Raw genomic sequence first — 26,078 nt, 5'->3', positions numbered from 1 at the left:
GATTCACGGAGATTGACCACCAATGGCAGCAGCAGACTCTTTCACATCCGGTAGCAGCCGTATCGTCGAGCCGTCCGGCCCGATCCCGGCAGGCCAACCTGTCTGGAACACCCAACGCAGTTCGGCGATGCCCGTTCATCGCTACCGCCAGTTCGCCAATGAGGTGGAGAACGTCGCGGTCCCCGACCGCACCTGGCCCGACAAGACCATCACCACCGCGCCGATGTGGTGCGCGGTGGACCTGCGCGACGGCAATCAGGCTCTGATCGACCCGATGAGCCCGGCGCGCAAGCGGCGCATGTTCGATCTGCTGGTCCGTATGGGCTACAAGGAGATCGAGGTCGGCTTCCCGGCGGCGAGCCAGACCGATTACGACTTCGTCAGGGAGATCATCGAGGAGAACGCGATCCCCGACGACGTCACCATCCAGGTGCTGACCCAGTGCCGCGACGAGCTGATCGAGCGCACCTTCGACGCATGCCGTGGTGCCGCGAACGTGATCGTCCACTTCTACAACTCGACGTCGGTGCTGCAACGCCGTGTGGTGTTCCGCGCCGACAAGGCGGCCATCAAGAAGATCGCCACCGACGCCGCCCACAAGGTGCTCGATGAGCAGAAGAAGTACCCGGACACCAATTGGCGCTACGAGTATTCGCCCGAGTCGTACACCGGCACCGAGCTCACCTTCGCCAAGGACGTCTGCGACGCGGTCACCGAGATCATCGCGCCGACCCCGGAACGTCCGATGATCCTCAACCTCCCCGCCACCGTCGAGATGGCGACGCCGAACGTCTACGCCGACTCCATCGAATGGATGCACCGCAATCTGGCCCGCCGCGACTCGGTCATCCTGAGTCTGCACCCGCACAACGACCGCGGAACCGCCGTCGGCGCAGCAGAACTCGGCTACCAGGCCGGTGCCGACCGTATCGAGGGCTGCCTGTTCGGCAACGGCGAGCGCACCGGCAACGTCTGCCTGGTGACGCTGGGCATGAATCTGTTCAGCCGCGGCGTGGATCCGCAGATCAGCTTTTCTGACATCGACGAGATCCGGCGCACGGTCGAATACTGCAACCAGCTCAACGTGCCCGAACGTCACCCGTATGGCGGCGACCTCGTCTACACCGCGTTCTCCGGCAGCCACCAGGACGCCATCAACAAGGGCCTCGACCAGATGAAAGTCGATGCCGACGAAGCGGATTCGGATGTCGACGACATTCTCTGGCAGGTTCCCTACCTGCCGATCGATCCCAAGGACGTCGGCCGCAACTACGAGGCCGTGATCCGGGTCAACAGCCAGTCCGGCAAGGGTGGCGTCGCCTACATCATGAAGGCCGACCACGGCATGAACCTGCCGCGGCGCCTCCAGATCGAATTCAGCCGCGAGATCCAGAAGATCACCGACGGCGAGGGTGGCGAGGTCAACCCGAAGGCCATGTGGGACGTATTCGCCGACGAGTACCTCTTCCCGATCCGACCGCTCGAGCGCATGCGCCAGAAGGTGGAAGCGGCCGAGGTCGACGGCGGTGAGGACAGCATCACCGCGGTGGTCAAGGTGGACGGCGTCGAGCGTGAGATCAGCGGCAGCGGCAACGGGCCTCTCGCGGCGTTCGTGGATGCGTTGTCCACCGTCGGCTTCGACGTGCGCGTGCTCGACTACAGCGAACATGCCCTCACAGCCGGTGGCGACGCCAGCGCAGCGGCGTATGTCGAGACCGAGGTGAACGGCGAGACGGTCTGGGGCGTCGGGATCGCCTCATCCATCACGACAGCCAGCCTGCGAGCGGTGGTCTCCGCGGTCAATCGCGCGAGCCAGGTGGCCGCACCGGCCGACGAGGCGGATGCCGCACCACGCACCTGGGCACCCTGACCGACGCCTGACACTTCCGTACGCAAAGAGCGCCACGGATTCGTTTCGTTGCGCGCCAACACCTTACGGAGTTGCCGCGTCGCCACTCCGTCAGACCCACGGCGGTCGGGTCCGATCCCCGAGCCGACGTGTCGAGGCGTGGGCCGGGACCCATCGATCAGCGGGTGATCCTCGCTGTCCGGGTCCCGGCCCACCCCTGTCTCACGGTCCGTCTGATCCCAGTTCTGCTGTGGCGGGGCCCGTCTCCGCTGTCGCCGTCTCCGCCGTCGCCGTCTCCGCCGTCGCTGTGTCCGCAGCGACCCCGTCGCGGCGAGCGGGCTGCATGAGCACCTCGACGACCGCCAGGACCAGGCACCCGATCACGACGGTCCAGATCACCACCAGCCCTGTCGGGTACGGCCAGAACATCAACACCAGCGCCGCCACCGCGACCACACCGATCCGCACCGGGATGCGTGCCTGCCACAGAACACGTTCGAAGGTGTTCGGCGGTCGCGCCGACCGACGGGAATCGATTGCGCCGACACCCTTGGTGAATCCGTGGCGGACCGCCAGAGCCGCCCGCGACCGACCTGCGAGGAAGGCGACCACGGCGACCACGAGACCCACCACCGCGACTGCTCGCAACGCGAGGCGCAGCGGTGCCACCACGGTGTCGAAGATGACCCGCGCAGCGTCCGGCGAGAGCACGTCGGGCGGGACCTGTCCGAGGTAGATCGCCCGTCCGACGAGGAGCCCGATCGCCAGGACGAGCATGCTGAGCACGATCGCCATCCCGATGATCGCGACCATGCGGAGTCGTCGTCCGGTCCCGATCACCAGCACGGCACCAAGGGCCGCCAGGATCGCCAGCCACGGCAAGATCGACGCGATCTTGTCCAGTGCCCGCACCCACCGCTGCGCCTTGGCAAGATCCGGCGACTGGAACACGACGAACTGCTTGTCGACCTGCGGGATACTGCCGGCGAAGGCGAAGCCGCGGTCTTGGAGCCGCTGCTTCACCTGTTCGATGATGGGCCCCAGCTCGATGCTGATCGTGCCGTCCGACCCGATCTCCACGGCATCACGCTGGGTTTCACCGGTGACAGCGGCCACCACCGACCGATGCGCCGCGCGATTGGCCGCCACCCAGAGATCTTTGAAGGCCGCGGACCGGACGAAGTCGTCGACCGTCTTGTGGACGAACGACTCGGCCTGCGAGGCGAGTACCGGGGCAAGGCCGACGAGCGCCTGGTCGACCCGGGGCGGTCTGCGGGGGTGAGATCCACGATCTGCTGTAGCGCTTGCTCGGTCATCTGCCGGATGTCGATGCGCGAATCGATCTGGTCGGATACCGCCGTCGAAACCTGCGCCTGCACCGCGGGATCGGAGGCCAGCGGGGTCACGGTCGTCAGGTAGTGCTCGGTGTCGAGCAGTTCGCTGCGCACATAGCGGGTCGTCACCGAGGTGAGTGCGAGAAGCGCACACAACACCACCAGCACCGTCGCACCGACTCGGCGCCAGATCGATGGCCCTCGCGGTCGGCGGTCGGCACGGCGCGCCACCTCGGCCCTCAGACGCTCGAGTTCTGCGCGTTCATCAGCATCGAGGGGACGAGCATTGTCGGAACCGGCTTCCGCCACGTCCGTTCCTCCTAGTAATCGGCGATCGCTGCGATCGCACCACGGTCGATGGCCGCCACGAAGGCGGCGTGATCGCGGGCATTGCGCTCCGCGTACCTGACTGCGAATCGTCCCATGGCGCGATCGAATTCGTCGGACGACCCGAGGAATTCCGAGATGGCGATCGGATCGCCGGAGCGCGCGTGGCCGTAGGCGAGAACCCGACCACACACCTGTCCGTACGCGCGCAGGGCATTGGGGTCGAGCGTCTCGATCACCACTGAACCCTTGGCATCCCTCAACTGCCGGAGGTAGAAATCCCGGTGCACACCGTCGAACCCGCGACCGGAATCCCAGCCGAGGAACACGTCACCGACCGCCTGGATAAGGCGCTGACCGGTGACGACCCGTTCGCCCTGGTTGTCGTAGGCCGGACCGTCGAGGTAGCGCGCCAGCACCGACTCCTGCGCTTCCTTGGCCTGCAGCAGCAACGGGTCACCATCGTCCTTGCCGCGGAACAACAGCACCCATGCACGCGTCCCGACACTGCCCACCCCGACCACCTTGCGCGCCATGGAGACGAACTCGAACTTGTCCAACAGGACGCGGTGGTGCGGCGACATCGTTTCGCGGAAGTCGTGCAGACGTTCGCGGAGTTCGGCGTACGCGCCCGGCAGGTCACGCTCGGGCAGGAGCTCCTCGACGGGCACGAGCAGTGGCGGTGAACTGACAAACGTGACCTTCCCGTCGACGACGGTGGTCAGCTTGGAGAGCGCCTGAAGGCTGTTGCGCCGCCACGCCTTCTTGATCTGCTTGGCCAGGTCCTTGGCGGTCCCGGCATCGATCATCTGGCGGATCCCGGCCAGGTTCGGGGCCGGCTCGGCGTGGCTGTACCAGCTGTCCAGGGTGCCCAGGTTCGCCTGGGTCGCCATCGACTCGCGGTACTCGCGGGCACAGGCCCGTGCGGTGGCCTTTGCCTCTTTTCGCCCGAAGCCATTGTCGAGCGCAGCCACCACCAGGCTCGCCGCCAACCGCTTCACATCCCATTCGAAGGGCCCCGGATACGTCTCGTCGAAATCGTTGACATCGAAGGCCAGTCGTCGCTCCGGGGTGGCGAAGAAGCCGAAATTGCTCAGATGGGCGTCACCACAGAGTTGTACGGTCAGCCCGCTGTGTGGGGTCCGCGACAGGTCGTCGGCCATCAGGAGCGCCGCTCCCCGATAGAACGTGAACGGTGTTCGCGCCATCCGGCCGTGACGAATCGGTACGAGTTCGGGCACTCGTGACTCTGCTTGTCGCAGAAGCAATCCCGTCGGGTCACGGGGTTCCGCGCCGGCTCCCCGGTCGTCAGATCGCCGAGATCGCACGGCGCCACTCGCTGCCGCGCTGCCCTGCCGTACTCCGATCGCTCCGCGAACGTGCGGTACCGGGGCGCGGACTCCTCCGATGACTGCCCCAGGATGAGGTCGGTGTCGATCATCAATCGACGATGACAGCCCTTCGGTCGCTCGGCATCATCCGAGCGGCATGAACAACCGGAGGCGGCGGCCGAACTCATCCGGTCCGGATGATCCGCCGACGCTCCGGTACACCGGATGATGAGGTGAGCCCGAGCTCAGAGGTAATCGGGTGCCTCGGCGTCGAAGGAGACGATCATGTGGGATTCATTCTGGGACTTCATCTGGTACACGCTGGTCGTGTTCGGATTCCTGGCCTACCTGATGATCTTGTTCTGGATCATCTCCGACCTCTTCCGTGACCGGGCGCTGTCGGGCTGGTGGAAGGCGGTCTGGGTGGTGTTCCTGATCGTGGTGCCGTGGTTGACGGCGTTGGTCTACCTCATCGCCCGTGGGCGCGGCATGTCGCACCGCGCTGCCGAGTCCCAGGCCGAGGCTCGCCGGCAGGGTGATGATTACATCCGCTCGGTCAGCGGACGGTCGTCGGCCGAGCAGATCACCGAAGCCAAGGCCCTGCTCGATGCGGGGACCATCGACGAGAAGGAGTTCGCACAGCTGAAGGCCAAGGCTCTCGGCTGATCGCGACAGTGCTATCGTTCTGCCAGTGCGTGACGGCCATCGAGGGTCGCACGTCACATTCGCGCGCCTGTTGTGAATCTCCGGACTATCCGGTCCGATCACGTGCCGACCAGGCTGTTCACGCGGACAATGGACTCATATGGATACCACTGTCATCTTCGCTCTGCTCTCTGTTCTCATCGTGACCACCGCCGGCGTCGGCGCGATGATCGGTCTCCTCGCGCACGCGGGTACCCGTCCGGCTCCGGTCCGGGTCGACGATCGCCTGCCGGCGCCCACTCCGTCCCGCTGACCGGCGTCTGCGTCTCAGACGCGACGAATCGACATCCGCTTGATCCCGTGCACGAAATCGCTACGCACGTACTCGGGGTCGTCGAGCTCCACCTCGGGCAGCCTCGTCAGCAGCTCGGTGAAGAGATGCTTCAGCTCCATCACTGCGAGCTGCTTGCCCAGGCAGAAGTGCGGGCCCCGCCGCCGAATCCGACATGCGGGTTGGGGAAACGGTCGAGTTCGAAGCGGTACGGGTCGTCGAACGCCGCACCGTCGAAATTGCCTGAACAGTAGAAGAGGACGAGTTTCTCACCCGCGGTGATCGGTGTACCGGCGATCTCGGTGTCCACCACCGCGTGCCGGGCAAAACTCATCACCGGCGTCGCCCACCGGATGAATTCGTCGACGGCCCCGCCGATCCGTCCGTCGATATCCTCCAGCAGCCATCGGCGCTGTTCGGGATTGTCAACCAGCGCCTTGAAGGCGTGCGATGTCGTCTGCTTGGTGGTGTCGTTGCCCGCCGACGCGAGCAGCACCATCAGGGAACCGATCTCGTCATCGGTGAGCCGATGACCGTCCACCTCGGCAGTGACGATGTTCGTCATCAGATCGTCGCGCGGCTGCGCTCGACGCTCTTTCGCCAGTTGCACGCCGACACCGGTCAAGACGCCGAGCTGTGCCATCAGAAAGGTCGCCCGCTCCTCGAGACCGGCGGCGAACTCGTCGTCGCTGGCGCTGAACAGGCTCTCGGCGGCGAACGCGACCGCCTCGTGCTCGTCGGGATGGATGCCGATCATCTCGGAGATCGTCAGCATCGGGAGCTTCTTCGACACCGCTGCCACGAAATCCACGGCCGATCCGGAATCGAGTTCGCTCAGCAACTCGCCGACGATCCGTTTCGCATTCGCCTGGATCTGGGATTCGATGCGGCGCACCTGTTTGGGCGTGAACGCCATCGAGATCAGTCGCCGATACCGGGTGTGCTCGGGTGGATCCATCGTGAGAAAGAAGGACATGCTCCGCTGGATCTCCGCGGGCATCGGATCCATGCTGATCCCGTTGCCCGAGCAGAAGAGCTCGGGATGCTGGCTCACATGCCGGATGTCGACGTTGCGGGTCACGGCCCAGTAGCCGGTCTCTTCGTGCGGGAACATGGACTCGGTCGGGGGATGCCACGTGAGCCCATCGACTGCGCGCAGCGCGGCGAACGTGTGGTCGCGTTCACGAAAGTGCTTCTCCCAGAACTCGATCGCCGAGATGTCGAGCGGATGAAACGCGTGTGCGGAGGTCAGTTCGCCGATCTCGGGCATGGTTCCTCCAAGGAGTTTTGGCTGCCCGGCCGTGTTTACCGTATGGCATCCAGTACTGTCAATCAGCCGGACTCCCCTCTCGTACCCGCGCCCCGCGGGCGCCCCGCGGGCGGCCCACGGGCGGCAGCGGGTGGCGGGTAATCTCGAACACACCGGCCGGGAATCGCCCCCGGCCGCCACATCCGAGACACGAGACGGAGCACCGAGGTGAAGACCATGAAAACGCGACTGACCTGCCCGTGTGGCGAGATGATGAAGGGCGCCGACGAAGACGAGTTGGTGACGCTGGTCCAGCAGCACCTGGCCGAGAACCATCCGGATCACGACTACAGCCGCGACGAGATCCTGTTCATGGCGTACTGACAGACCGCTCCCCCGGCACGTCGACAAGACTGACCGGACCGATCGGGAAACCCTCCGCGACTCCTGGGTGGCGCGGACCTCGACGACACCGCACAGCCTCCCGTATGCACTACAGTGACGGCGATACGGGCTGTCAGAGAGGCTGGTCGAGGATGGCGCGCAAGGAGAATGCCCCCAAGCGTGAACGGCGGGAGCGTGGATCCATCGATCCCGAGGAAATCATCAGTGGCGCTTTCGAACTCGCCGAGGAGATCGGGGTCGACAACCTGAGCATGCCGATACTCGGCAAACATCTCGAGGTCGGCGTGACGAGCATCTACTGGTACTTCCGCAAGAAGAACGACCTCCTCAATGCGATGACCGACCGCGCGCTCGAACGGTACGGCCTCGCCGCCGCCCTCAAACATACGAGCGACGACTGGCGGACGCGTCTGCATGATCACGCACATGCCATGCGGGACGTGTTCTTGAAGAACCCGATTCTGTGCGATCTGATCCTCATCAGGTCGTCGCTCGGACCGCGCAATGCACAACTGGGTGCCCTGGAGATCGAGCGAACGGTGGCGAACCTGATGCGCGAGGGACTCTCGCTGGAGGACGCCTACGACAGCTACTCGGCGGTGCAACTGCACGTGCGCGGGTCGGTGGTGCTCGAGCGTCTACACGAGAAGAACAAGGCCGAGGACTCCGCCGCACAGGCGTACTACGAGAATCTGATCATCACGCCGGATCAGACCCCGCTGCTCGCCGAGGCCGCCGCCAAAGGCCGCGTCGGTGGTGCTCCTGACGCGCAGAACTTCGAGTACGGACTCAACTGCATCCTCGACCACACCGAGCGACTGATCGACGAACGCAAGAACGCGCCGAAAACGGCTGCCAAACGCTCCCGGGCCACCACTGCTCCGGCCAAGAAGGCGACAAGCCGCGCAAAGGCCACGTCGCGTTCCTGAACTGCGCGATCCCCGCCCGCACGATCGGGTAGTCCACTACCCGTGCGCGGGCGAGCAACCCGGACGATCCTGATATCACCAGGGGTGCCGGGACCGTCCGGCATCGTCGACCCGACGGTCCGGAGGTGGTGGTCATGGCGTCGCTGTTCGCCGAACCCGACCAGGAACGGCTGCGACGCAGGCTCGCCGCGGTCACGAATGGCGACCTCACCGGTTCGGAGATCAAGAAACTGGTCGCCGGGGACGTCTCGATGATCGAGGACCTCGCACCGACCGCCAAGCAGAAGGTGGCCGCGCTCGTCGCGCCCGACCATGGTCTCGAGGCACTCGTCGGCGGTTCGACGCCCGATTTCGTGCCCATCGCCTACCTGGATCTGGCCCGCATGTCGGCAGCCGCGGTCGCCAGGGTCATCGACGGTCGGCGGAGGCCACGCGGCACCGGTGTGATGGTCTCGCCCAAACTGTTCCTGACCAACCATCACGTCATCGAGGACGAGTCGGCCGCCGCGGAGTTCAGCATTCAATTCGACTATCAGCTCGGCCTCGACGACCTGCCCGAACCGGTCAGCGAATTCCGGCTCGCCCCTTCGTCGTTCTTCTGGAGCAGCCGGGTCGACGAGCTCGACGTCAGCCTCGTCGCCGTCGGCAATCGGATAACCGGCGATCGCGACCTCGATCGGTTCGGGTGGACTGCGTTGTCGTCGGCCGGTGACAAACACGCCGAGGGCGACTTCGTCACCGTGGTGCAGCATCCCGAGGGAGACTTCAAACAGATTGCCTTGCGGGAGAATCGTGTCATCGGCCGCGGACGCAAGGGAACGACCCTGTACTACGCCACCGACACGCTGCACGGTTCGAGCGGGAGCCCGGTGTTCAACGACGAATTCGACCTCGTCGCATTGCATCACTCGGGCGGGTCACACAACGACACCGAACTCGACGACGGACGGCCGCTGCCGCCCGAATGCAACGAGGGTATCCGGATCAGCGCCGTGGTCGACACCCTTCGTGGGGTCCACGACTCCCTACCCGCCGCGTGCCGAGATCTGTTGGCGGAAGCTCTGAATCCGCCGCGAGCCGCCGCCGCTCCGGACTCGCGCGCACCCGATCTCAGCGCCGAACCACCTGTCACGGGGAGCGGGCCGACGATCCTGACCGGCGACCTCCGCCTGCCGCAACTGGTCATCACGCACGACCGTGCGCCGACCGTCGGTTCACTTCCCCCGACGGCTCTGACCATGCCGGCTCTGACCGTGCCCGCGCCGGCCATCACCACTCTCGGCAGGGCGTCTCTGTCCACCGCCCCGCCGGCCGCGGACCGCCAGGCGCCCCTCGAACGCAACGATGCCCCCGATGGTCGCTACTCCGCCCGGCGCGGTCACGACGACGACTTCCTGTCGGTACCGGTTCTCCCACCGAGGATTCCGGCCGCCCTGGTGAAGGAGTGCGCGATCCCCGACGGTAGACGCCGATCTGCTGCCAACGTCCTGCTGCGCTACCACCATTTCTCGCTCGCGGTCCACGCCCGCCGCCGCATGCCGGTGTTCACCATCGTCGACATCGACGGGCGCAGACTCCGGTCGATCAACCGACGCACCGGCGAGGTGGAATCCGCCGAGGTCTGGTATGCCGATCCGCGGATCGCACCGGACGAACAACTCGACCAAAGTCACTTCGCCGCCCAACATCCGCGCCTGTTCGACCGCGGGCACATGGTCCGCCGGCTCGATCCCGCCTGGGGCAGTCCGCAGACGGCGAAACGTTCGGCCGACGACACATTCCATTTCACCAACTGCTGTCCACAGATCTCGGCCTTCAACCAGCATCTCTGGCAAGGGATCGAGAACTACGCACTGACCAACGCCGCGGCCGACAAGACACGCATCGTCGTGATCACCGGACCGGTGCTCGGGGTGGATGATCCGCAGTATCGCGACGTCGCGGTGCCGCGGGAGTTCTGGAAGATCGTGGTCCGCACGCAGGACACGCGACTGCGTGCCACCGCATTTCTCGCCGACCAGGGCGATGCGCTCGACCGCGCGCTCGCCTCCGGCCCGGAATCATTCGACGATCTCGGCGCGGTGGACGTGTTCCAGACGACGGTCGCCGACCTCGAGAAGCGCTCGGGTCTGGTGTTCGGCCCGCTCCGCACCGCCGACACCATGCCTACCGCACTGGAATCCTCTGCGGCACTGGATACCCTGGAGGAAGCCACCTGGTGATCCGGAGGCCCGCGGCAGAACACCATCGGGCCGGACGGACGACGTCACGGAAGGGTGCCCGCCCCCCGCATCGACCACCAGGCCACCAACCCGGCCATACCGACGATGCCGAGCGCCTCGGGCGACCGACCGGCCCGTTGATGTGGGTTCGGTCCCGGTCTGCGCTCCGACATCAACATCGCGGTCAACCCGACCATCACGATCAGGCTGTGGGTCACAGCCATCGCCAGCATCGCGACGCCGCACGTGAGCACGCATCGGCGCGCCCGCACGGCGCCGTGTGACGCACAGTCCCGGATCGCCTGCCAACCGTCGATCGCAACGAACGGGCCGCCGCCACAGCGGATCAGCATCCGACGCCGAAAGGGGCTGAGCTGCCACACCGCAGCGCCCAGCAACACCGCTACCGCAACGGATGTCGGCGTGCCCGTCGGCCACCACCACCCCACAACGCCCACCAACGGGAGTCCGACGGCCGCCCACACCGTCAGGTAACCGAGGAGAAAGGCCGCTGCCGATCGCAGGCGACGGCTCCGCAAGCCCGCGTTCGCGGTCCGGACCACGTCGTCGGCCACCAGGGGGAACATCATCACGATGACCATCACGAGCCACCAGGCCCAGCCGGTCGCGGCCGCGGACGGCCAGCCGGCGGCATCCGGCACCCGATGACCATGCCCCGCACCGACTGCGTGATGGATCAGCACCGCGACACCCGCGCACAACGCCAGCACGAACGGCACGATCCCCACGCCGGGTCGTCGGGGCGCCGGCACGAGTGGCAGGGTCATGCCCGCACCACCACCACCCGGGCGGCCCGCAGGTCGGCAGTTCGCGATGGCGGCCGTCGGCCCGGATCGCCCAACACGGCAGGAGCCTCGGGACCAACCGCTTCGAATCGAACCGAGACGGCTTGCGCGTCCCACGCACCGGCAGCCGCGAGCCGGCCCTGCAAGTCGGTGATGTCGAGGACCTTGGTGACTCCCGTGCCCTCTTGTTCTCGCCCCCGGACCGACGACTCGGCGACACCGAACGTCGAGATCGTGCCGGCCAACCGATCCGGGAAATCGGCAGGTACCGCATTCTCGGGCAGATTGAGGTAGACGTTGTAGACCGGCGCGCAGACCGAGCCGGTGATGCCTTCGAGCCGCAGTAGCACCCGTCGTGGTTCGTCCAGTGATTCCAGGCCGCGCGCCGGTCGCGCTGAGAGGCCGATCGTGGTGGTCGCGTCGGACGCCATCGCGACGCCGGTCGCCGCGCCGACCACTTCCGGCGGGCGGCGTGCCTGCGCGCGGCCCGGTTGCAGGCTCTCCAGTCCGCCGCGACCCGCAGACCGCAGCGCCGACGGTGGTTTCACGCTGTCGTACCGGTAACCGAGCGCTTCGGTGTCGACGACCTCCGCGATCGTCCACGACACCGTTCCGCCGTCGAAGGCCGGGAAGCTGAAGCGCGTGTCACGCCAGGCCATCTCCTCGACCGGGTTGGTTCGCGTCGCGTCGGCCTCGAGCCAGACCTGCCACAACCGGTCGATGTTGGCGTGATGCAGCCAGAACACCGGATCGAGTGCGGCCGTGTCGAACTGCCCCATCCATCCACGACGGAGCGGAGTACCCGCATCGTCGGTGATCACACCGCCGACCAGGACGTGCACGCTACCGTGCGGCGCATCTTCGAGCGATCCCTGCTCGCCGCCGCTGTAGGCGGGCCGATCCCGTCGGCCCCCTCCGAACGAGCCCGTCCCGTCATCGGTGGTGTACGTGTCGTCGGCGAGCGAGGCCACCAGAGCCGGACCGAGGAAATCCAGACCTTCCAGCGGCTGCCCGGCATTCATCTCCGGCGACCGCTCGCCGGTGAACAGTGTGTTGGTTGTGGTCGCGTCCCGGAAGGCCGGTGGCAGGACCGCTTTCGCGGGGTCGTCGGGGTCGATCGCATACCAGTACGGCAGAGACCACTCGTCGTCGTCGAGGAATCGTTGGACGAGCATCTCGAAAGCCAGCAGGTACATGCGGTGCCACGCGAGGAAGAACCAGCTGCCGTGTTGGCATGCGCTCCAGCCGTTCTGGGTATCGGGGAGCCCGTCGGGCCGGTTCCGGCCGTGCAACGCGGCCTGGTACCGCCACGAACGTGGTTCCACCGGCGGGCCGCCGCCCGGCGGGTCCAGCTCACGCATCGCCCGTACGGCGCTGCGATAGGCGACCAGGACCTGCGGCCAGTCCCCGTGATCACGGGTCAGTTGCCAGACATCACTGCGGATCCTCATGGCGATCCTCTCCGGAGAAGTCCCTGCTAGGACGACAGTAGAGAGAATCACCCGCCGCCACACGAGTAGTGCGCTACTCGACGACGTCGTCTGGGCGCCTGCTCCGCATGGTCATCGGTTGCGGGCACGCTCCGCCGACTCGACGAGGTGACCGACCACAGTGCCGACAGCGGCGCGAGGCGCCGGCCGCCGTAGTGCCTCATAGACACGGGCTGCACGAACACCCTTGAGCGTCAGCCGTTTCACACCGGGGTGGCGCACCGCATACCGCGGTATCAGGGCGATCCCGTGATCGGCGGCGACGATCGATTCGATGGTGGCGAAGTCCAGCATTCGCTGTGTGACCCTCGGCGCCACGCCGGTGACCGCCGAGATGGACAGCAACACGTCGTCGACAGGGAATCCGCCCTCTACGCTTATCCAGTCGTGATCGGCCAGCTCGGCGACCTCCACTTCGTCACGATGACCGAACGTGGAGTCCGCGGCCACCACGACATCCACGGGTTCGCGCATCAACTCGGTGACCTGGACCCGCGGGAGCCGTGCCGACGCGGTGCGCTCGTCACGATGGGTGACGACGATGTCGAAGTCGGCGAGCGCCGGTGCCGCATCGGCATAGCCGACATCGAGTTCGGACGCATGCACGTCGATGCCGGTCCCCGCGACCCGATCGAGGACCCCGGGCAGCAACAATGCGGCGCCGGACGGGAACATCGCCAGGCGGACCGTGGCCGTACCGGATCGGTACCCATCCATCTCCTCCTGGGCCCGATCGACCGCGGAGATACTTCGTCGGCACGCAGCACAAGTGCGCGCCCTGCCTCGGTGAGGCGAATCCGACGGCCGTCCTGCTCGAGCAGATCCACGCCGGCCTCCTTCGTCAGCACCTTGAGCTGTTGGGAGACCGCCGACGGCGTCATGTGCATCGCGTCCGCAACTGCACCGACCGAGCCGCGGTCGGCGAACTCACGCAGCACTCGGAGGCGCCTGACATCCATGCGGGGATGCTACAACGATTTGGATCATCACTTCAGTCTGTCTACATCGAGCTGCGTCTGGACACTGCGCCGGGAATGAAACGGACCGCGGTTTCAGTTGCTGACAGCATGAAGAAGATCGGCTTCCTGTCCTTCGGACATTGGTCCGACGCCCCCGGCTCACAGGTCCGGTCGGGCGCCGACGCCTTGTTGCAGTCCATCGATCTGGCGGTGGCCGCCGAGGAACTCGGCGCCGACGGCGCATACTTCCGGGTCCACCATTTCGCGCGGCAGCTCGCCTCGCCGTTCCCACTCCTGTCTGCGGCGGGCGCCAAGACGAGCAGGATCGAACTCGGCACCGGCGTCATCGACATGCGCTACGAGAACCCGCTGTACATGGCCGAGGATGCGGGCGCGGCCGATCTCATCTCCGGCGGCCGGCTGCAGCTCGGCATCAGTCGAGGGTCCCCGGAGCAGGTCGTCGAGGGATACAAGTACTTCGGCTATGTGCCGCCGGCGGATTCGAGCGACGCAGAGATGGCCCGTCAGCACGCGGACGTGTTCTTGAAGGTCATCGACGGTGGCGGGTTCGCCCAGCCCAACCCGCGCCCGATGTTCCCGAATCCCCCCGGCCCACTCCCCATCGAGCCGCAATCCCCCGGCCTGCGCGACCGGATCTGGTGGGGCGCGGGAACCCGCGCGACCGCGGAATGGACGGCCCGACAGGGTATGAACCTGATGAGCTCCACCTTGCTCACCGAGGACACCGGCGTCCCGTTCCACCAGCTGCAGGCCGAGCAGATCCAGCGCTTCCGCGACGCCTGGGACGCGGCGGGACATTCCCGTGAGCCGCGGGTCTCGGTGAGCCGCAGCATCTTCGCGCTCGTCGACGACCGCGACCGCGCCTATTTCGGCCGCGGCGCCGATGAGCAGGATCAGGTCGGTGTCATCGACGACACGGTCGCGCGATTCGGCCGCAGCTACGCGGACGAACCGGACGAGCTCATCGAGCAACTACGCGAGGACGAGGCGATCGCTGCCGCGGACACGCTGTTGCTGACAGTGCCGAATCAGCTCGGCGTCGACTACAACGCCCACGTCATCGAGTCGATTCTCACGCACGTGGCGCCCGCCCTCGGCTGCCGCTGAGGCACGGTCCCCGGGCCGGCAGGCGGCAGGCGGCCGTCGTCAGAAGATGGCGATCGGGTTCACCGGTGTCCCGGCGCCGCCGGTGACGTTGAGCGGGGACGCGGTCAGAAAGAACTCCTGTCGCCCTTCCGCCTCGCACGCCGCCGCGAGATCCTCGAGCCACCAGACCTCACCCAGGGTCAGCCCGAGGTCCCGGATCAGCCTGGCGTGCAACGGATAGACTCCGCCCGGCTTCTCCGACGGCTCGACCTCCACGGCGATGTTGTCGACGGCGAGGGCAGCGATCTCCTTCTCGTGAATCCAATCGACCGTGTCCATCGCGAGGCCCGGAGCGCCGGCGGCCCAGAACTGGCTCTTGTCGGCAAGGCTGTAGAACCACGGCACATGGCCGGTCCGCAGGACAAGGATGTCCCCGGACCGGATCTCCACCTGCTGATCCTGCGCACATTGCTCGAGCTGTTCACCCGTGATCGGCACACCCGGAGTGCACCGGTCAACGCCCAGGAACCGCGGGATATCCAGCAGCACACCGCGACTCGTGAGAGATGTCTTCAGGTTGCTGATGGCACACTTCTTCGCCCCGGCGAAGCCCTCGACATTGCCCATCCAGAAGCCGTTGTACATCGCGTCATCGCTGTAGACGTGTGCGAGCCCGTCCCACTGGGTGCTGCCTTGCAACGGCATGAAGATGTAGTCGTCGGCGCCCTGGAACCCGGGTGCGACGCGGCCCAGTTCGGTCCCGGCCGCGTAGTCGGCTCCGCTGTATCCGAACAGGTGGACGACGTTGGGCCGGGACGGATGCACGGGTCCGGTGGCATCGAGAGGGATGGCGAGGCTCACCGTCGTGCCCGATCGGATCAGCGACGCGGCCGCCGCGACGACGTCGGGGGTGATGAAGTTCGCGGTACCGCGCTGATCGTCGGTGCCCCAGCGTCCCCAGTTGTTGGGCGTGTTGGTGTTCTCGTAGCCGATGATCTTGCCGTTGCGGTCGACGCTGAACACCGGAGGCTCCCAAGCCCCTTCGGCGTATTCACCCTGTGCGTTCCTACCCATCTGTTCTCCTTCGTCGGTGACTGTGTCTGCTGTGCGGTTTCAATGCGCGACAACGGAGTCGCGCAGTACGAACTTCTGGATCTTGCCCGTCGCCGTCCGGGGCAGCTGGTCGACGACGATCACGCCGGTCGGCTTCTTGTACGACGCCAATCGCTCGCGACAGAACGTGATGATCTCGTCCTCGGTCGGCGGATCGGACGGATCGGTGGGCACGATGACCGCGATGGGGGTCTCCACCCACCGCGGGTGAGGCGCGCCGACAAGGGCGATCTCGGCCACCTTCGGGTGCTGATCGATGACGGCCTCGACCTCGGCGCAATAGATGTTCTCGCCACCGGAGATGATCATGTCCTTCGCGCGGTCGACGACCCTGATGAATCCTTCGTCGTCCATCACGCACAGGTCCCCCGAGTGAAACCAGCCGCCCGCAAACGCTTCCGCGGTCGCCGTCGGATTGTTCCAGTACTCCTTCATCACGGTCGGACCTCGATAGACGATCTCTCCGACCTCCCCGACCGGGACGGGGACACCGTGATCGTCGACGAGTCGGGCCTCGACGTTGACGATGGGCTTCCCGACCGAACCCATCTTCCGGATCGCATCCTCACCCCGGAGAACGCAGGTCACCGAACTCATCTCGGTCTGGCCGAACATGTTGAAGGTCGGCAGGTTCGGGAACGTGTCGGCCATCGCCTGTAGCACCGACGGCGGTGCGACCGACGCACCCCACGAGATACGGCGCAGCGCGAGGTTGCGATCGGCAACCCCCGGCACCGCGCAGATCTCCTTCCACTGGGTGGGGACGAAGTAGCACGACGTCACCTTCTCCCGCTCGATGATGTCGATGGTCGCCGAGGCATCGAAGTTCCCCGACGGCGCGATGATCGACCGGCCACCGACCGTCAGGTACATGAGGATGCCGTTCAGGCCGCCGATATGGAACAACGGCAGACCCGAATACCACACCTCCCCTTCGGTTCTGATCCCTTGTGCAAGCACACAGTTCACCGAGTTCATCGTCAGGTTCTGGTGCGTCAGCACCGCCCCCTTCGGCCGTCCGGTGGTCCCCGAGGTGTACATGAGGAAGGCCGGATCCGCGTCGGCGACCACGACCTCGACGGGCGAATCGTCCGAATCCAGCGAGTTCTCGTAGTCGAGAGCATGCTCACCGACGGTGGCCGCGGCGCCGCCGGTGACCAGCACGGCATCCAATGTCATGTCCGACAGCTCGTTCGCGACAGGTGCCATGGGAGCGTCGACGAGCAGGACCTTCGCGCCGCTGTTCTCGAGGATGTAGCGGACCTCGGGCGCGACGAGCCGGAAGTTGACCGGGACCGCGATCGCGCCCAGACGTACCGCGGCGAAATAGGATTCGATCACCTCGGTCCGGTTGTACATCAGCACCGCGACCCGGTCTCCGCGTGATACGCCGCATCGTTGCAGCGTTCGCGCCAGCCTGTTGACACGCCGGTCGAGTTCGACGTAGGTCAGGTCGACACCCTCGAAGCTGAGCGCGACCTGGTCAGGATCTCGTCTCGCCTGCCGCGCGAGTTGCTCGCCGTGGGCGATCGAACGGTGCTGGGCGATGTCGGTACTCATGTCAGTTCTTCGCCTTCCCCGTGGAGCCGAGCAGACGACCCGCGACCCCGCGGATCTGGCCGGTACGCCACTAACGATCGTTCAGTCGGCCGACCGGATCCCAGAGTAGGGATGAATGCCGACCGCGGGGCCGAACTGAGGACATTGGTGTTGATTGCCCTTCGTATGCACCATATTTGAGCGATCGTTGCGGAAATGACAGATGCGCCCACCCATTGGACGATGAAGTATTTCTACATCATTTGTGTCAATTAATTCGATTGTGTTACTTCGTTCGGCCCGCCAGCATCGACGTCATGACACATCGCGATCGATTGCTCGGTCTCGGCGTGGTGGTGCTGTGGGGACTGAACTTCATCGCGATCCGCCTCAGCCTCGACCACTTCCCGCCGTTCTTCTGTGCCGCGCTGCGCTTCGCGGTGATGGCCGTACCGGTGGTGTTGTTCGTCCGGTTCCCAAAGGTCCGGGTGCCGTGGTTCCTCCTGTACGCGGTCGGGTTCGGCGTCCTCCAGTTCGCCTTCTTGTTCCTCGCGATGCACCTCGGGATGCCGACCGGCCTGGCGTCGCTGGTCCTACAGACCTCCGCGCCCTTCACGGTGCTGCTGGGGGTCCTGTTCCTCCGGGAACGGATGAGTGTTCTCCAGGTGATCGGTATCGGCGTGGCCGTGGTCGGGATGATCATCATCGGCATCGACCGTGCCACTCACAGCTCGCTCGGGGCGGCCGCTGTGGTCCCGATGATCCTGACCGTGCTGGGTGGCCTCGGCTGGGCATTCGGCAACATCGGCAGCCGGCAGGCGACGCGACGCGGCGCGGGGCCCGACGACCCGCTCCGGATGACGCTGTGGATGTCGGTCGTGCCGCCGATCCCGTTCCTCCTGATGAGCCTGGCGTTCGACGGTCCGACCGCCGGGATCCGATCGATGACGACACTCGGTTCACACGACGGATTCCTGGCGCTGGCCGGACTCGCCTACACGGTGGTCCTCGGCACCGTGGTGGGCTCGGGACTGTGGACTCACCTCATGGCGAGGTATCCGGCGAGTCGCGTCGCTCCGCTGTCGCTCCTGGTACCGGTCGTCGGCATCACGGCAGCCTGGCTGTTCCTGGGCGAGACACCCACCGTCGTCGAACTCATCGGCGCGGTGACCGTGATCGGCGGATGTGCCGCGGGCATCCTGGCGTCGCCGATGTCGAATCCGAAGGCGGTCGCGCCCGAGACGTCAGCCGAGCGCCTCGACCAGGGCGGCGCCGATCCGGTCGACGGCCGAGCGGGCGTCGGGGCTGATCAGCGTCATGTTCGCGAAGCCGTGGATCAGACTGCCGGCACGGTCGAGGGTGACGGGGACTCCCGCGCTCTCGAGCCGCTCGGCGTAGGCGATGCCCTCGTCGCGCAGCGGGTCGAAGCCCGCGACGATCACATAGGCCGGCGCGAGGCCGGACAGGTCGTCGGCCAGTAGCGGTGACACCCGGGGATCGGTGCGCTGGTCGACATCGGGCACATAGTGGTCGAGGAACCAGTCCATGTGCGCATCGGTGAGATACAACCGAGTGGCGAACTCACGTCGAGACGCGCGCTTCGTCGATGCGTCGGTGACCGGGTAGATCAGCATCTGGAGACACGGCGTGACGTCGTCGTCACGGACCTGCTGCGCGACGACCGCGGCGAGGTTGCCGCCTGCGCTGTCGCCGGCCACAGCGATGTGCGCGGTCGACACACCCCACTCCGGCGCCTTGCCCACCGCGAACCGCCAGGCCGCGACGGCATCGTCGACGGCGGCCGGGAAGCGGTGCTCGGGGGCCAGCCGATAGTCGACCGAGAGGACGTCGGCCCCGCTCGACAGAGCGAGCCGCCGGACGAGATTGTCGTGACTGATCCGGTCGCCGACGACGAATCCGCCACCGTGGAAGAACACGACGATCCCTGACGACTCCGGTCGGGCCCGATATCGCGTGGCCGGGATCGGTCCGGCCGGTCCCGGGATGATCAGATCCTCCTCGACCGCCATCGGCGGCAGGGTCTCCGCCATGGCGGACGCGTTGTCGCGCAGATCGGCCCGCGACCGCGCCACGGGTTTGCCCGCGATCTCGAACGAAGGAACCTTGTCGGCGATGAGACCGGTCAGCGCCATCTCCGGCGCCAGCCGGTCGCCGTCGGCGTTCACCCGCCCGCGCCTGCCGACGAAGCGCAGCACCGCGGGCGGGATGGCACCCGCACCTCGCATGAGGACATGCTGGATCCGAGCGGGAAACGAGGGCGACGTCGCTGTGGCCTGACTCACGGTCGTGAGGGTACCCCGCGCACCGTCGTACCGGTCGGGGCCGCTTGTGTCAGACTCGAACCCATGCCCGACCGCGTGAGAACTCCGATGCGCACCAACGTCGCCCTGGCCGCTGCATCCGCGGCTCGGTGGGCGTCGCGGACCGCAGGCCGCGGCAAGGGTTCGATGATCGGCGGTCTGGTGGCCGCCAAGATCGACCCGAACATCATGGGACGGCTCGCCGCAGGCAAACGCACCGCACTCGTCACCGGCACCAACGGGAAGTCGACCACCACGAGGATGACCGCGGCCGCGCTGTCGGAACTCGGCGAGGTCGCCACGCAGGCCGACGGCGCCAACATGGATGCCGGGATCATCGCCACTCTCACGCTGCATCAGTCCGCACCGATCTGCGCTCTCGAGGTCGACGAACTGCACGTGCCCCACGTCAGCGACGCCGTAGATCCGGAAGTGCTTGTGATGCTGAATCTCTCGCGTGACCAGCTCGACCGCGTGGGCGAGATCAACATGATCGAGCGCCGCCTCCGCGAAGGCATCGCCCGCCACCCGGGTACGACGATCGTCGCCAACTGTGACGACGTCCTGGTGACGTCGGCGGCCTTCGACGCGACAGAAGTCGTGTGGGTGGCCGCCGGCGCCGGCTGGGTCGGCGACTCGGTGAGCTGTCCGCGCACCGGCGAGCCGATCGTCCGCTCCGGCGACGACTGGCATTCGAGCGGGGACGAGACCTTCCGCCGGCCTGCACCCGAGTGGTGGTTCGACGACGAGAACATCTATGGGCCACACGGTTTCGTCGCTCCGATGACGTTGTCGGTGCCCGGGCGGGCGAACCGCGGCAACGCCACGCAGGCCGTCGCGGCCGCCGTCGCGATGGGTGCCGATCCGGCCAAGGCGGTGGCGGCGGTGGGGACCGTCGGCGAGGTCGCGGGCCGCTATGGGATCCACCAGGTGGGCAACCACTCGGTCCGCACCCTGCTCGCCAAGAATCCGGCGGGGTGGCAGGAAGCGCTGTCGATGATCGATCAGGACGCCGACGGCCTGGTCATCGCGGTCAACGGTCAGGTGCCCGACGGCGAGGACCTCTCCTGGCTCTGGGATGTGCGGTTCGAGGCCTTCGAGACCATGCAGGTGGTCGCGGCCGGTGAGCGTGCAGCCGATCTGTCCGTCCGGCTGCTGTACGCCGGGGCCGAGCACACCACGATCCCGGATCCGATGAAGGCGATCGCCTCGTGTCCGCCCGGCCGCGTCGAGGTGCTCGCGAACTACACCGCCTTCCGCGATCTCGGCACCGCCCTCGAGCGGGCCGAACGGGCTCGCGGCGGCGATCTCCGAGGAGCCGGTCAGTGAGCGAGTCGACCCTGCGGATCGGTCTGGTCCTGCCCGACGTGATGGGCACCTACGGCGATGGCGGCAATGCCCTGGTGCTGCGACAACGTGCCAGGATGCGCGGGATCGATGCCGAGATCGTCCAGATCACCCTCGACGACGAGGTGCCGGAATCCCTGGATGTGTACACGCTCGGCGGCGCCGAGGATTACGCCCAGCGCCTGGCGACACGCCACCTCACCCGGTATCCGGGACTGCAGCGGGCCGCTGCCGCGGGGCGACCGGTCCTCGCGATCTGCGCCGCCATCCAGGTGCTGGGGCATTGGTACGAGACGTCGGCGGGGGAACGCGTCGACGGGATCTCGCTGTTCGACCTGACCACCACGCCGCAGCAGGACCGTAGCATCGGCGAGCTGGTCACCGACCCCACTCTCGAGGGCCTCTCGGCAGCGTTGACCGGTTTCGAAAACCACCGCGGCGGTACGGCTCTCGGCTCCGATGCGCGGCCGCTCGGCCGGGTACGCCATGGCGTCGGCAACGGGGTCGGCGACGGCACCGAGGGCGTCGTCCAGGGTTCTGTGCTCGGCACCTACATGCACGGGCCGGCACTCGCCCGTAATCCCGAGCTCGCGGACTTCTTGCTGTCTCGCGCGATCGGCACCGACTCGCTTGCGCCACTTGAGCTTCCACAGGTCGACCGACTCCGGAAAGAGAGGTTGGCGGCCGGCCGGCGAGGCTGACCACGCCCCCCAACCGGGTCCGATGATCAGCCGCTCGGTTTTGTTCCCGGCAGCAGGCCGGCATGCGTGGCCGCGGCCGTGAGCACCTGCTCGAGCATCGTCGGCGTCAGTCGACCGGTGAACGTATTGTGCTGGCTCACATGATAACTCGCGAAGACACGCAGCTCTCGATCACCGAGACGGATCGCCGTCTGGGCACCGTGACCGAATCGGGGACGGGGCCGCTCGACGCTCCATCCGAGGTCGGCGAACGCCCGGAGCCCGGCCTGCCAGCCGAAGGCCCCCAGTACGACGACCGAGCGCACCGTGGGCAACAGCAGATTCACCTCGGCGTCGAGCCAGTGCGCGCATCGGTCACGTTCCTCGACTGTCGGCTTGTTCTGGGGCGGCGCGCAGTGGACGGGCGCGGTCATCCGGACCCCGAACAGTTCCATCCCGTCGTCGAGCGACACCGCGTGCGGTTGGTTGGCGAGCCCGACCTCGTACAGCGCGCGGAACAGGACGTCCCCGCTCTGGTCGCCGGTGAACATCCGTCCCGTGCGATTTCCGCCGTGGGCGGCCGGCGCGAGGCCGAGGATCAGCATCCGGGCGTCGGCCGGGCCGAAACCGGGCACCGGACGGCCCCAGTAGTCCTGGTCGGCGAAGGCTGCGCGCTTGTCCCGCGCAACCTGTTCCCGCCACGCGACCAGGCGCGGACAAGCGCGACACTCGGCGACTCGGGCGTCGAGTTCGGCGATGCTGCGAAGATCCACACCTCACGGTAGCCCGCAGACCGGCCGGTCAATCCAGTACGCGGCACCGTTCCCGGGTGCCGTCGACCGCGAACCAGCCACGTTCGAACTGCTGCCAGCGCGCGAGTTGTTGCCGCGACGCCTCCCCGTCACGGGCCACCGCGCGCTCCAGCCGTTCCGGTGCGGGTCCGCCGTCCAGCCAGAGCGACAAGGTGAGCCGTTCGGCGATCTTGCGCCGCGCCGACGACACGCCTTCGATGATCAGCAGTGGTTCCCAGCGCACCCAGACCCGCCGGCCGGGCTCCGGGACACCGCCCCGCCACACTCGCGGACGGTAGTGGTAATCGTGCCGCCGGATGAACGCGTGCAGCACGTCGGTCTCGAGTTCCGGCCACCACGCGACGGGGTTGTCCCACGTCGCGAAGTCGTCGGTGCGGATCAGCGTCACCCCGGTGCCGCGCGCACGCAACCGCGCGACAAGTGCATCGGCCACCGTCGACTTCCCGGCACCGGACGGTCCGTCGATGGCGACGATGCCGGTCATCAACTCGCCGGCGAGCTCGTCGAGCTGCGCCTCGACGGTGGGATCGATCATCTAGGCGAGCGCCCGGCGGCCCGAGAGCGCCCGACCCAGCGTGAGTTCGTCGGCGAACTCCAGGTCACCACCCATCGGCAAGCCGGAGGCGAGCCGGGTGACCGACAGCCCCGGAAAGTCCTTGAGCATGCGCAGGAGGTAGGTGGCGGTGGCCTCGCCCTCGGTGTTGGGGTCGGTCGCGACGATCACCTCGCTGACGTCGACGCCGTCTTCCTGATTGGCCAGCCGACGCAGGAGTTCACGGATACGCAGCTGGTCGGGACCGATACCCGACAACGGGTCCAGCGCTCCGCCGAGAACGTGATACCGCCCGTTGAACTCCTTGGTGCGTTCGATGGCGTGGACGTCCTTGGGTTCTTCGACGACGCAGATCTTCGTCGCGTCACGACGCGCATCCGAACAGATCCGACACAGCCGGTTCGCGGAGACGTTGCCGCACTCGGCGCAGAAGGTGACGTCATCGCGTACCCGACCGAGCGCCGCGATCAACCGGTCGATGTCCTTGTTGTCCACGCCCAACAGATGGAAGGCGATTCGCTGGGCACCCTTGGGGCCGAGTCCTGGTTGTTTGGCCAGCTCGTCGATCAGGTCCTGAATGGGTCCCTCGTACATCGCGGCCTAGCCGAGACCGGGCAGACCGCCGCCGAGCCCGCCGGCGAGTGGTCCCATCTTCTCCTGCGTCAGCGCGTCGCGCTTGGACGCGAGGTCGGCGAGCGCACCGAGGACCAGATCCTGGAGGGTCTCGACGTCATCGGGGTCGACCACCTTGGGGTCGATGGTCACCCCGGTGACCTCACCGGTACCGCTGCCGGTCACCGTGACCAGGCCGTTGCCGGCCGAACCGGTGACCTCGGCGGCCGCGATCTCGTTCTGCGCGGCCAGCAGCTGCTCCTGCATCTGCTGCGCTTGCGCGAGCAGCCCGGCCATCGGGTTGTCGCCGCCGGCACTGTCGCCGCCGCCGAAGAGTGCGCTGGGGTCGAATGGTTGAGTCACGGACTCCAGAGTAATCGTCGGGTCAGCGCAGGAGCCGATCGACATGCTCGGCGAGCTCGTCGACGGTCATACCGTCGCCGGGGGTGACGACGAACGAGATGACGTCGTCACCGAACAGTCTCCCTGCCCGCCTGGTCAGAGCGAATTCGAAACGGTCGCCGACCCGCCGCCACTCGGTGATCCCACCGTAGATCGGGGCGCTGGCGCCCGTGGTCACGCAATACTCGTCAGCCCTCGGTCCGCCCACCAGATCGCGCTGGATCTGGAAGCATGCCATGGACTCGTCGTCGATGAAGACGACCGCCTCGCACCCCAGATCGGGGTGCCGCTCGTATGTCGTCTGAATCGCCATGGGGTCAGGGTAGCCACCGGACCATCAGTCGAACGGGTCGGTGACCGTCCGCTGCGAAACGAAATGCCGGTTCTCTCCCGTCAGGGGATCGACAAAACGCAAGGTGTGCGCGATCAACCGCAACGGTTCGGAGAAGTCGCCGTGATCGGGACGCTCGGCGAGCTCCGGACGAACGTCGGGATACAGCGGATCACCGACGATCCCGACACCGAGTTGCGCCATGTGCAACCGGAGCTGATGTGTGCGCCCGGTGAACGGGCGCAGGTCGTAGACGCCACCCGCCGCGTTCTGTTCGACCAGGGTGATGTCGCTGATCGCGTTGACCTCGCCGGGCGTCACGCGGGCTCGCAGGTCGCCTGCGGTCTTCTCGATCCGGTTGGCGACGGTCGTCGTGATCTCCAGATCGGCGCGGACGGGCGCCAACGCCCGATACTCCTTGATGGCGAGGCGTTCGGCGAACAATGCCTGGTAGGCCGCTCTCACCTCGGGTCGCAGCGTGAACAGGAGCACGCCTGCGGTCAGCCGGTCGAGGCGATGCGCGGGGCCACCAGATCGGTGCCGAGCTGTCGCCGCAATCTCACGAGCGCGGTCTGGGTGACATGGCGTCCGCGGGGCATGGTGGCCAGGAAGTGCGGCTTGTCGACGACGACGATGTGGTCGTCGGCGTACAGCACGGGCAGGTCGAACGGGATGTGCGGCTCGTCGGGGAGATCGCGGTACAGGTAGACCGACGTGTTGAGCCGAGCAGGTGTGTCGAGCCCGATCGGATGACCGTCGGCGTCGACGATCTCGCCCAGCGCCGCCCTGGCCGCGAGATCGTCGAGGGTGATCCCGGCCAGCGATGATGTCGCGAGGAGACAGTCTCCGACGGTCCGCTCCGGACCCGCCCGGAGCACCACGCGTGTGGCATCGACCCCGTCGCGCGGCGGCAGCGGCGTGACGGATCCTCGACGTCGCCTGCGGCTCAGCTCTCCAGACGCTTCTTGAGGTTGCCCAGCAACTCCGCCTGGATGCGGTTGAGGCCCTTGGGCGCGAATGTCTTCTCGAAGAACCCGCCGATGCCGCCGGCACCCGTCCAGGTGGTCGTGGTGGTCACGGTGCTGCCCGAACCGGACTTCGCGACTGTGTAGGTGGTCACCATCGACGAGTTCTCGTCGTTCTCCGTGACGGTGTCCGGCACCACCGAGACGGTTGCCTTGACGTCACGCTGACGCTTCTCGGTGGCCTGCAGAATCCAGTGCACCACCGTGCCCTCCCCGTTGCCGCCGCTGATCACGGCATAGTCGCGGTACTGCGAGGGCAGGATCGCGGGGCGCACCTCGTTGTAGTCGGCCAGCGCGGCGACCACGGCATCCGGGGTGGCGGCGATGTCGATCGTCTGGGTTGCGGAAACCTGGCCCAC

22 protein-coding genes and 4 pseudogenes are annotated in these 26,078 nt (G+C 66.9%); 10 read left to right on the top strand and 16 right to left on the bottom strand.

Features of this window, described 5'->3' with window-relative positions:
• Positions 1 to 22 precede the first annotated feature (22 nt).
• Complete coding sequence (gene leuA, locus GTV32_RS16955) at positions 23 to 1,870, top strand: 2-isopropylmalate synthase (RefSeq protein ID WP_161061304.1); 1,848 nt, start codon at positions 23 to 25, stop codon at positions 1,868 to 1,870.
• 201 nt (positions 1,871 to 2,071) lie between these two features.
• Here leuA and GTV32_RS16950 read toward each other — a convergent pair whose 3' ends face one another.
• Both GTV32_RS16950 and GTV32_RS16945 read right to left on the bottom strand, forming a co-directional pair.
• A complete protein-coding gene (locus tag GTV32_RS16950) occupies positions 2,072 to 2,998 on the bottom strand; it encodes a hypothetical protein (RefSeq protein WP_343287365.1) in 927 nt (308 codons plus the stop codon).
• 505 nt (positions 2,999 to 3,503) lie between these two features.
• Entirely contained in the window at positions 3,504 to 4,718 is a 1,215-nt protein-coding gene (locus GTV32_RS16945; protein WP_202421827.1) for a DUF2252 domain-containing protein, read from the bottom strand.
• 408 nt (positions 4,719 to 5,126) lie between these two features.
• Here GTV32_RS16945 and GTV32_RS16940 point away from each other — a divergent pair, with 408 nt between their 5' ends.
• Together GTV32_RS16940 and GTV32_RS16935 are read left to right on the top strand one after the other, a co-directional pair.
• Positions 5,127 to 5,507 (top strand): hypothetical protein, encoded by a 381-nt coding sequence (locus GTV32_RS16940; RefSeq protein WP_161061303.1) that lies wholly within the window; start codon positions 5,127 to 5,129, stop codon positions 5,505 to 5,507.
• Between the two features lie 139 nt (positions 5,508 to 5,646).
• Entirely contained in the window at positions 5,647 to 5,799 is a 153-nt protein-coding gene (locus GTV32_RS16935; RefSeq protein ID WP_161061302.1) for a hypothetical protein, read from the top strand.
• 14 nt (positions 5,800 to 5,813) lie between these two features.
• Here GTV32_RS16935 and GTV32_RS16930 read toward each other — a convergent pair.
• Positions 5,814 to 7,087, bottom strand: a pseudogene (locus tag GTV32_RS16930) (cytochrome P450).
• A 216-nt stretch (positions 7,088 to 7,303) separates the two neighbouring features.
• On the opposite strand from GTV32_RS16930, the gene GTV32_RS16925 reads away from it, so the two are divergent.
• The 3 genes from GTV32_RS16925 to GTV32_RS16915 all read left to right on the top strand — a co-directional run bounded on the left by GTV32_RS16925 (position 7,304) and on the right by GTV32_RS16915 (position 10,622).
• A complete protein-coding gene (locus GTV32_RS16925) occupies positions 7,304 to 7,450 on the top strand; it encodes a DUF1059 domain-containing protein (protein ID WP_161061301.1) in 147 nt (48 codons plus the stop codon).
• A gap of 152 nt (positions 7,451 to 7,602) precedes the next feature.
• Positions 7,603 to 8,400, top strand: a complete 798-nt coding sequence (locus GTV32_RS16920) for a TetR/AcrR family transcriptional regulator C-terminal domain-containing protein (protein WP_161061300.1) — start codon at positions 7,603 to 7,605, stop codon at positions 8,398 to 8,400.
• 134 nt (positions 8,401 to 8,534) lie between these two features.
• Positions 8,535 to 10,622 carry a DNA/RNA non-specific endonuclease gene (locus GTV32_RS16915; RefSeq protein WP_161061299.1) on the top strand — a complete coding sequence of 696 codons (2,088 nt, stop codon included), beginning with the start codon at positions 8,535 to 8,537 and terminating at the stop codon, positions 10,620 to 10,622.
• 44 nt (positions 10,623 to 10,666) lie between these two features.
• Here GTV32_RS16915 and GTV32_RS16910 read toward each other — a convergent pair whose 3' ends face one another.
• From GTV32_RS16910 to GTV32_RS16900, 3 genes and pseudogenes are all read right to left on the bottom strand, one after another.
• Positions 10,667 to 11,410: a DUF2182 domain-containing protein gene (locus GTV32_RS16910; protein ID WP_161061298.1), complete on the bottom strand. Its 744-nt coding sequence runs from the start codon at positions 11,408 to 11,410 to the stop codon at positions 10,667 to 10,669.
• Complete coding sequence (locus GTV32_RS16905; RefSeq protein WP_161061297.1) at positions 11,407 to 12,879, bottom strand: tyrosinase family protein; 1,473 nt, start codon at positions 12,877 to 12,879, stop codon at positions 11,407 to 11,409. The genes GTV32_RS16910 and GTV32_RS16905 overlap by 4 nt, the downstream gene beginning before the upstream one ends.
• A 111-nt stretch (positions 12,880 to 12,990) precedes the next feature.
• Positions 12,991 to 13,877, bottom strand: a pseudogene (locus GTV32_RS16900) (LysR family transcriptional regulator).
• 108 nt (positions 13,878 to 13,985) lie between these two features.
• Here GTV32_RS16900 and GTV32_RS16895 point away from each other — a divergent pair.
• Entirely contained in the window at positions 13,986 to 15,005 is a 1,020-nt protein-coding gene (locus tag GTV32_RS16895; protein ID WP_161061296.1) for an LLM class flavin-dependent oxidoreductase, read from the top strand.
• Between the two features lie 39 nt (positions 15,006 to 15,044).
• On the opposite strand, the gene GTV32_RS16890 is transcribed toward GTV32_RS16895, so the two are convergent.
• Together GTV32_RS16890 and GTV32_RS16885 are read right to left on the bottom strand one after the other, a co-directional pair.
• Complete coding sequence (locus tag GTV32_RS16890; RefSeq protein WP_161061295.1) at positions 15,045 to 16,058, bottom strand: cyclase family protein; 1,014 nt, start codon at positions 16,056 to 16,058, stop codon at positions 15,045 to 15,047.
• 39 nt (positions 16,059 to 16,097) lie between these two features.
• Positions 16,098 to 17,657, bottom strand: coding sequence for a long-chain-fatty-acid--CoA ligase (locus tag GTV32_RS16885; RefSeq protein ID WP_161061294.1), 1,560 nt, complete (start codon positions 17,655 to 17,657; stop codon positions 16,098 to 16,100).
• A 296-nt stretch (positions 17,658 to 17,953) separates the two neighbouring features.
• Here GTV32_RS16885 and GTV32_RS16880 point away from each other — a divergent pair.
• A pseudogene (locus GTV32_RS16880) lies at positions 17,954 to 18,766 on the top strand (EamA family transporter); the annotation flags it as partial.
• 114 nt (positions 18,767 to 18,880) lie between these two features.
• Here GTV32_RS16880 and GTV32_RS23590 read toward each other — a convergent pair.
• Positions 18,881 to 19,939, bottom strand: a complete 1,059-nt coding sequence (locus GTV32_RS23590; protein ID WP_161061292.1) for an alpha/beta hydrolase — start codon at positions 19,937 to 19,939, stop codon at positions 18,881 to 18,883.
• A gap of 63 nt (positions 19,940 to 20,002) precedes the next feature.
• Here GTV32_RS23590 and GTV32_RS16870 point away from each other — a divergent pair, with 63 nt between their 5' ends.
• Positions 20,003 to 21,286, top strand: coding sequence for a MurT ligase domain-containing protein (locus GTV32_RS16870; RefSeq protein ID WP_161061291.1), 1,284 nt, complete (start codon positions 20,003 to 20,005; stop codon positions 21,284 to 21,286).
• The gene (locus tag GTV32_RS16865; RefSeq protein ID WP_161061290.1) at positions 21,283 to 22,005 is read left to right on the top strand and encodes a glutamine amidotransferase; all 723 of its coding nucleotides are present in this window, start codon (positions 21,283 to 21,285) and stop codon (positions 22,003 to 22,005) included. Before GTV32_RS16870 ends, GTV32_RS16865 begins: the two co-directional genes overlap by 4 nt.
• A gap of 26 nt (positions 22,006 to 22,031) precedes the next feature.
• Here GTV32_RS16865 and GTV32_RS16860 read toward each other — a convergent pair whose 3' ends face one another.
• From GTV32_RS16860 to GTV32_RS16830, 7 genes and pseudogenes are all read right to left on the bottom strand, one after another.
• Complete coding sequence (locus GTV32_RS16860; RefSeq protein ID WP_161061289.1) at positions 22,032 to 22,757, bottom strand: uracil-DNA glycosylase; 726 nt, start codon at positions 22,755 to 22,757, stop codon at positions 22,032 to 22,034.
• A gap of 28 nt (positions 22,758 to 22,785) precedes the next feature.
• Positions 22,786 to 23,331, bottom strand: a complete 546-nt coding sequence (locus GTV32_RS16855) for a (d)CMP kinase (RefSeq protein ID WP_161061288.1) — start codon at positions 23,329 to 23,331, stop codon at positions 22,786 to 22,788.
• Positions 23,332 to 23,943 (bottom strand): recombination mediator RecR, encoded by a 612-nt coding sequence (gene recR, locus GTV32_RS16850; RefSeq protein WP_161061287.1) that lies wholly within the window; start codon positions 23,941 to 23,943, stop codon positions 23,332 to 23,334.
• A gap of 6 nt (positions 23,944 to 23,949) precedes the next feature.
• Positions 23,950 to 24,369, bottom strand: coding sequence for a YbaB/EbfC family nucleoid-associated protein (locus tag GTV32_RS16845; RefSeq protein ID WP_202421826.1), 420 nt, complete (start codon positions 24,367 to 24,369; stop codon positions 23,950 to 23,952).
• Positions 24,347 to 24,676 (bottom strand): hypothetical protein, encoded by a 330-nt coding sequence (locus tag GTV32_RS16840; protein WP_161061285.1) that lies wholly within the window; start codon positions 24,674 to 24,676, stop codon positions 24,347 to 24,349. The genes GTV32_RS16845 and GTV32_RS16840 overlap by 23 nt, the downstream gene beginning before the upstream one ends.
• A 24-nt stretch (positions 24,677 to 24,700) precedes the next feature.
• Positions 24,701 to 25,608: pseudogene (locus tag GTV32_RS16835) on the bottom strand (pseudouridine synthase).
• Positions 25,609 to 25,640: 32 nt separating this feature from the next.
• Positions 25,641 to 26,078: an SRPBCC family protein gene (locus GTV32_RS16830; RefSeq protein ID WP_161061284.1), complete on the bottom strand. Its 438-nt coding sequence runs from the start codon at positions 26,076 to 26,078 to the stop codon at positions 25,641 to 25,643.

It is taken from the genome of Gordonia sp. SID5947 (assembly GCF_009862785.1).
Classification (GTDB): domain Bacteria; phylum Actinomycetota; class Actinomycetes; order Mycobacteriales; family Mycobacteriaceae; genus Gordonia.
Note: the sequence above shows the minus strand (reverse complement) of the source record. Positions and strands in the feature narration are given on the sequence as shown.

Bases quoted from the DNA above. Each gene is read 5' to 3' on its own strand.
- GTV32_RS16895 (WP_161061296.1), top strand. From the start codon at position 13,986: ATGAAGAAGATCGGCTTCCTGTCCTTCGGACATTGGTCCGACGCCCCC.
- leuA (WP_161061304.1), top strand. From the start codon at position 23: ATGGCAGCAGCAGACTCTTTCACATCCGGTAGCAGCCGTATCGTCGAG.
- GTV32_RS16940 (WP_161061303.1), top strand. From the start codon at position 5,127: ATGTGGGATTCATTCTGGGACTTCATCTGGTACACGCTGGTCGTGTTC.
- GTV32_RS16885 (WP_161061294.1), bottom strand. From the start codon at position 17,657: ATGAGTACCGACATCGCCCAGCACCGTTCGATCGCCCACGGCGAGCAA.
- recR (WP_161061287.1), bottom strand. From the start codon at position 23,943: ATGTACGAGGGACCCATTCAGGACCTGATCGACGAGCTGGCCAAACAA.
- GTV32_RS16915 (WP_161061299.1), top strand. From the start codon at position 8,535: ATGGCGTCGCTGTTCGCCGAACCCGACCAGGAACGGCTGCGACGCAGG.
- GTV32_RS16910 (WP_161061298.1), bottom strand. From the start codon at position 11,410: ATGACCCTGCCACTCGTGCCGGCGCCCCGACGACCCGGCGTGGGGATC.
- GTV32_RS16935 (WP_161061302.1), top strand. From the start codon at position 5,647: ATGGATACCACTGTCATCTTCGCTCTGCTCTCTGTTCTCATCGTGACC.
- GTV32_RS16920 (WP_161061300.1), top strand. From the start codon at position 7,603: ATGGCGCGCAAGGAGAATGCCCCCAAGCGTGAACGGCGGGAGCGTGGA.
- GTV32_RS16845 (WP_202421826.1), bottom strand. From the start codon at position 24,369: ATGTCGATCGGCTCCTGCGCTGACCCGACGATTACTCTGGAGTCCGTG.
- GTV32_RS16945 (WP_202421827.1), bottom strand. From the start codon at position 4,718: ATGGCGCGAACACCGTTCACGTTCTATCGGGGAGCGGCGCTCCTGATG.
- GTV32_RS16905 (WP_161061297.1), bottom strand. From the start codon at position 12,879: ATGAGGATCCGCAGTGATGTCTGGCAACTGACCCGTGATCACGGGGAC.
- GTV32_RS16925 (WP_161061301.1), top strand. From the start codon at position 7,304: ATGAAAACGCGACTGACCTGCCCGTGTGGCGAGATGATGAAGGGCGCC.
- GTV32_RS16870 (WP_161061291.1), top strand. From the start codon at position 20,003: ATGCCCGACCGCGTGAGAACTCCGATGCGCACCAACGTCGCCCTGGCC.
- GTV32_RS16890 (WP_161061295.1), bottom strand. From the start codon at position 16,058: ATGGGTAGGAACGCACAGGGTGAATACGCCGAAGGGGCTTGGGAGCCT.
- GTV32_RS16840 (WP_161061285.1), bottom strand. From the start codon at position 24,676: ATGGCGATTCAGACGACATACGAGCGGCACCCCGATCTGGGGTGCGAG.
- GTV32_RS16855 (WP_161061288.1), bottom strand. From the start codon at position 23,331: ATGATCGATCCCACCGTCGAGGCGCAGCTCGACGAGCTCGCCGGCGAG.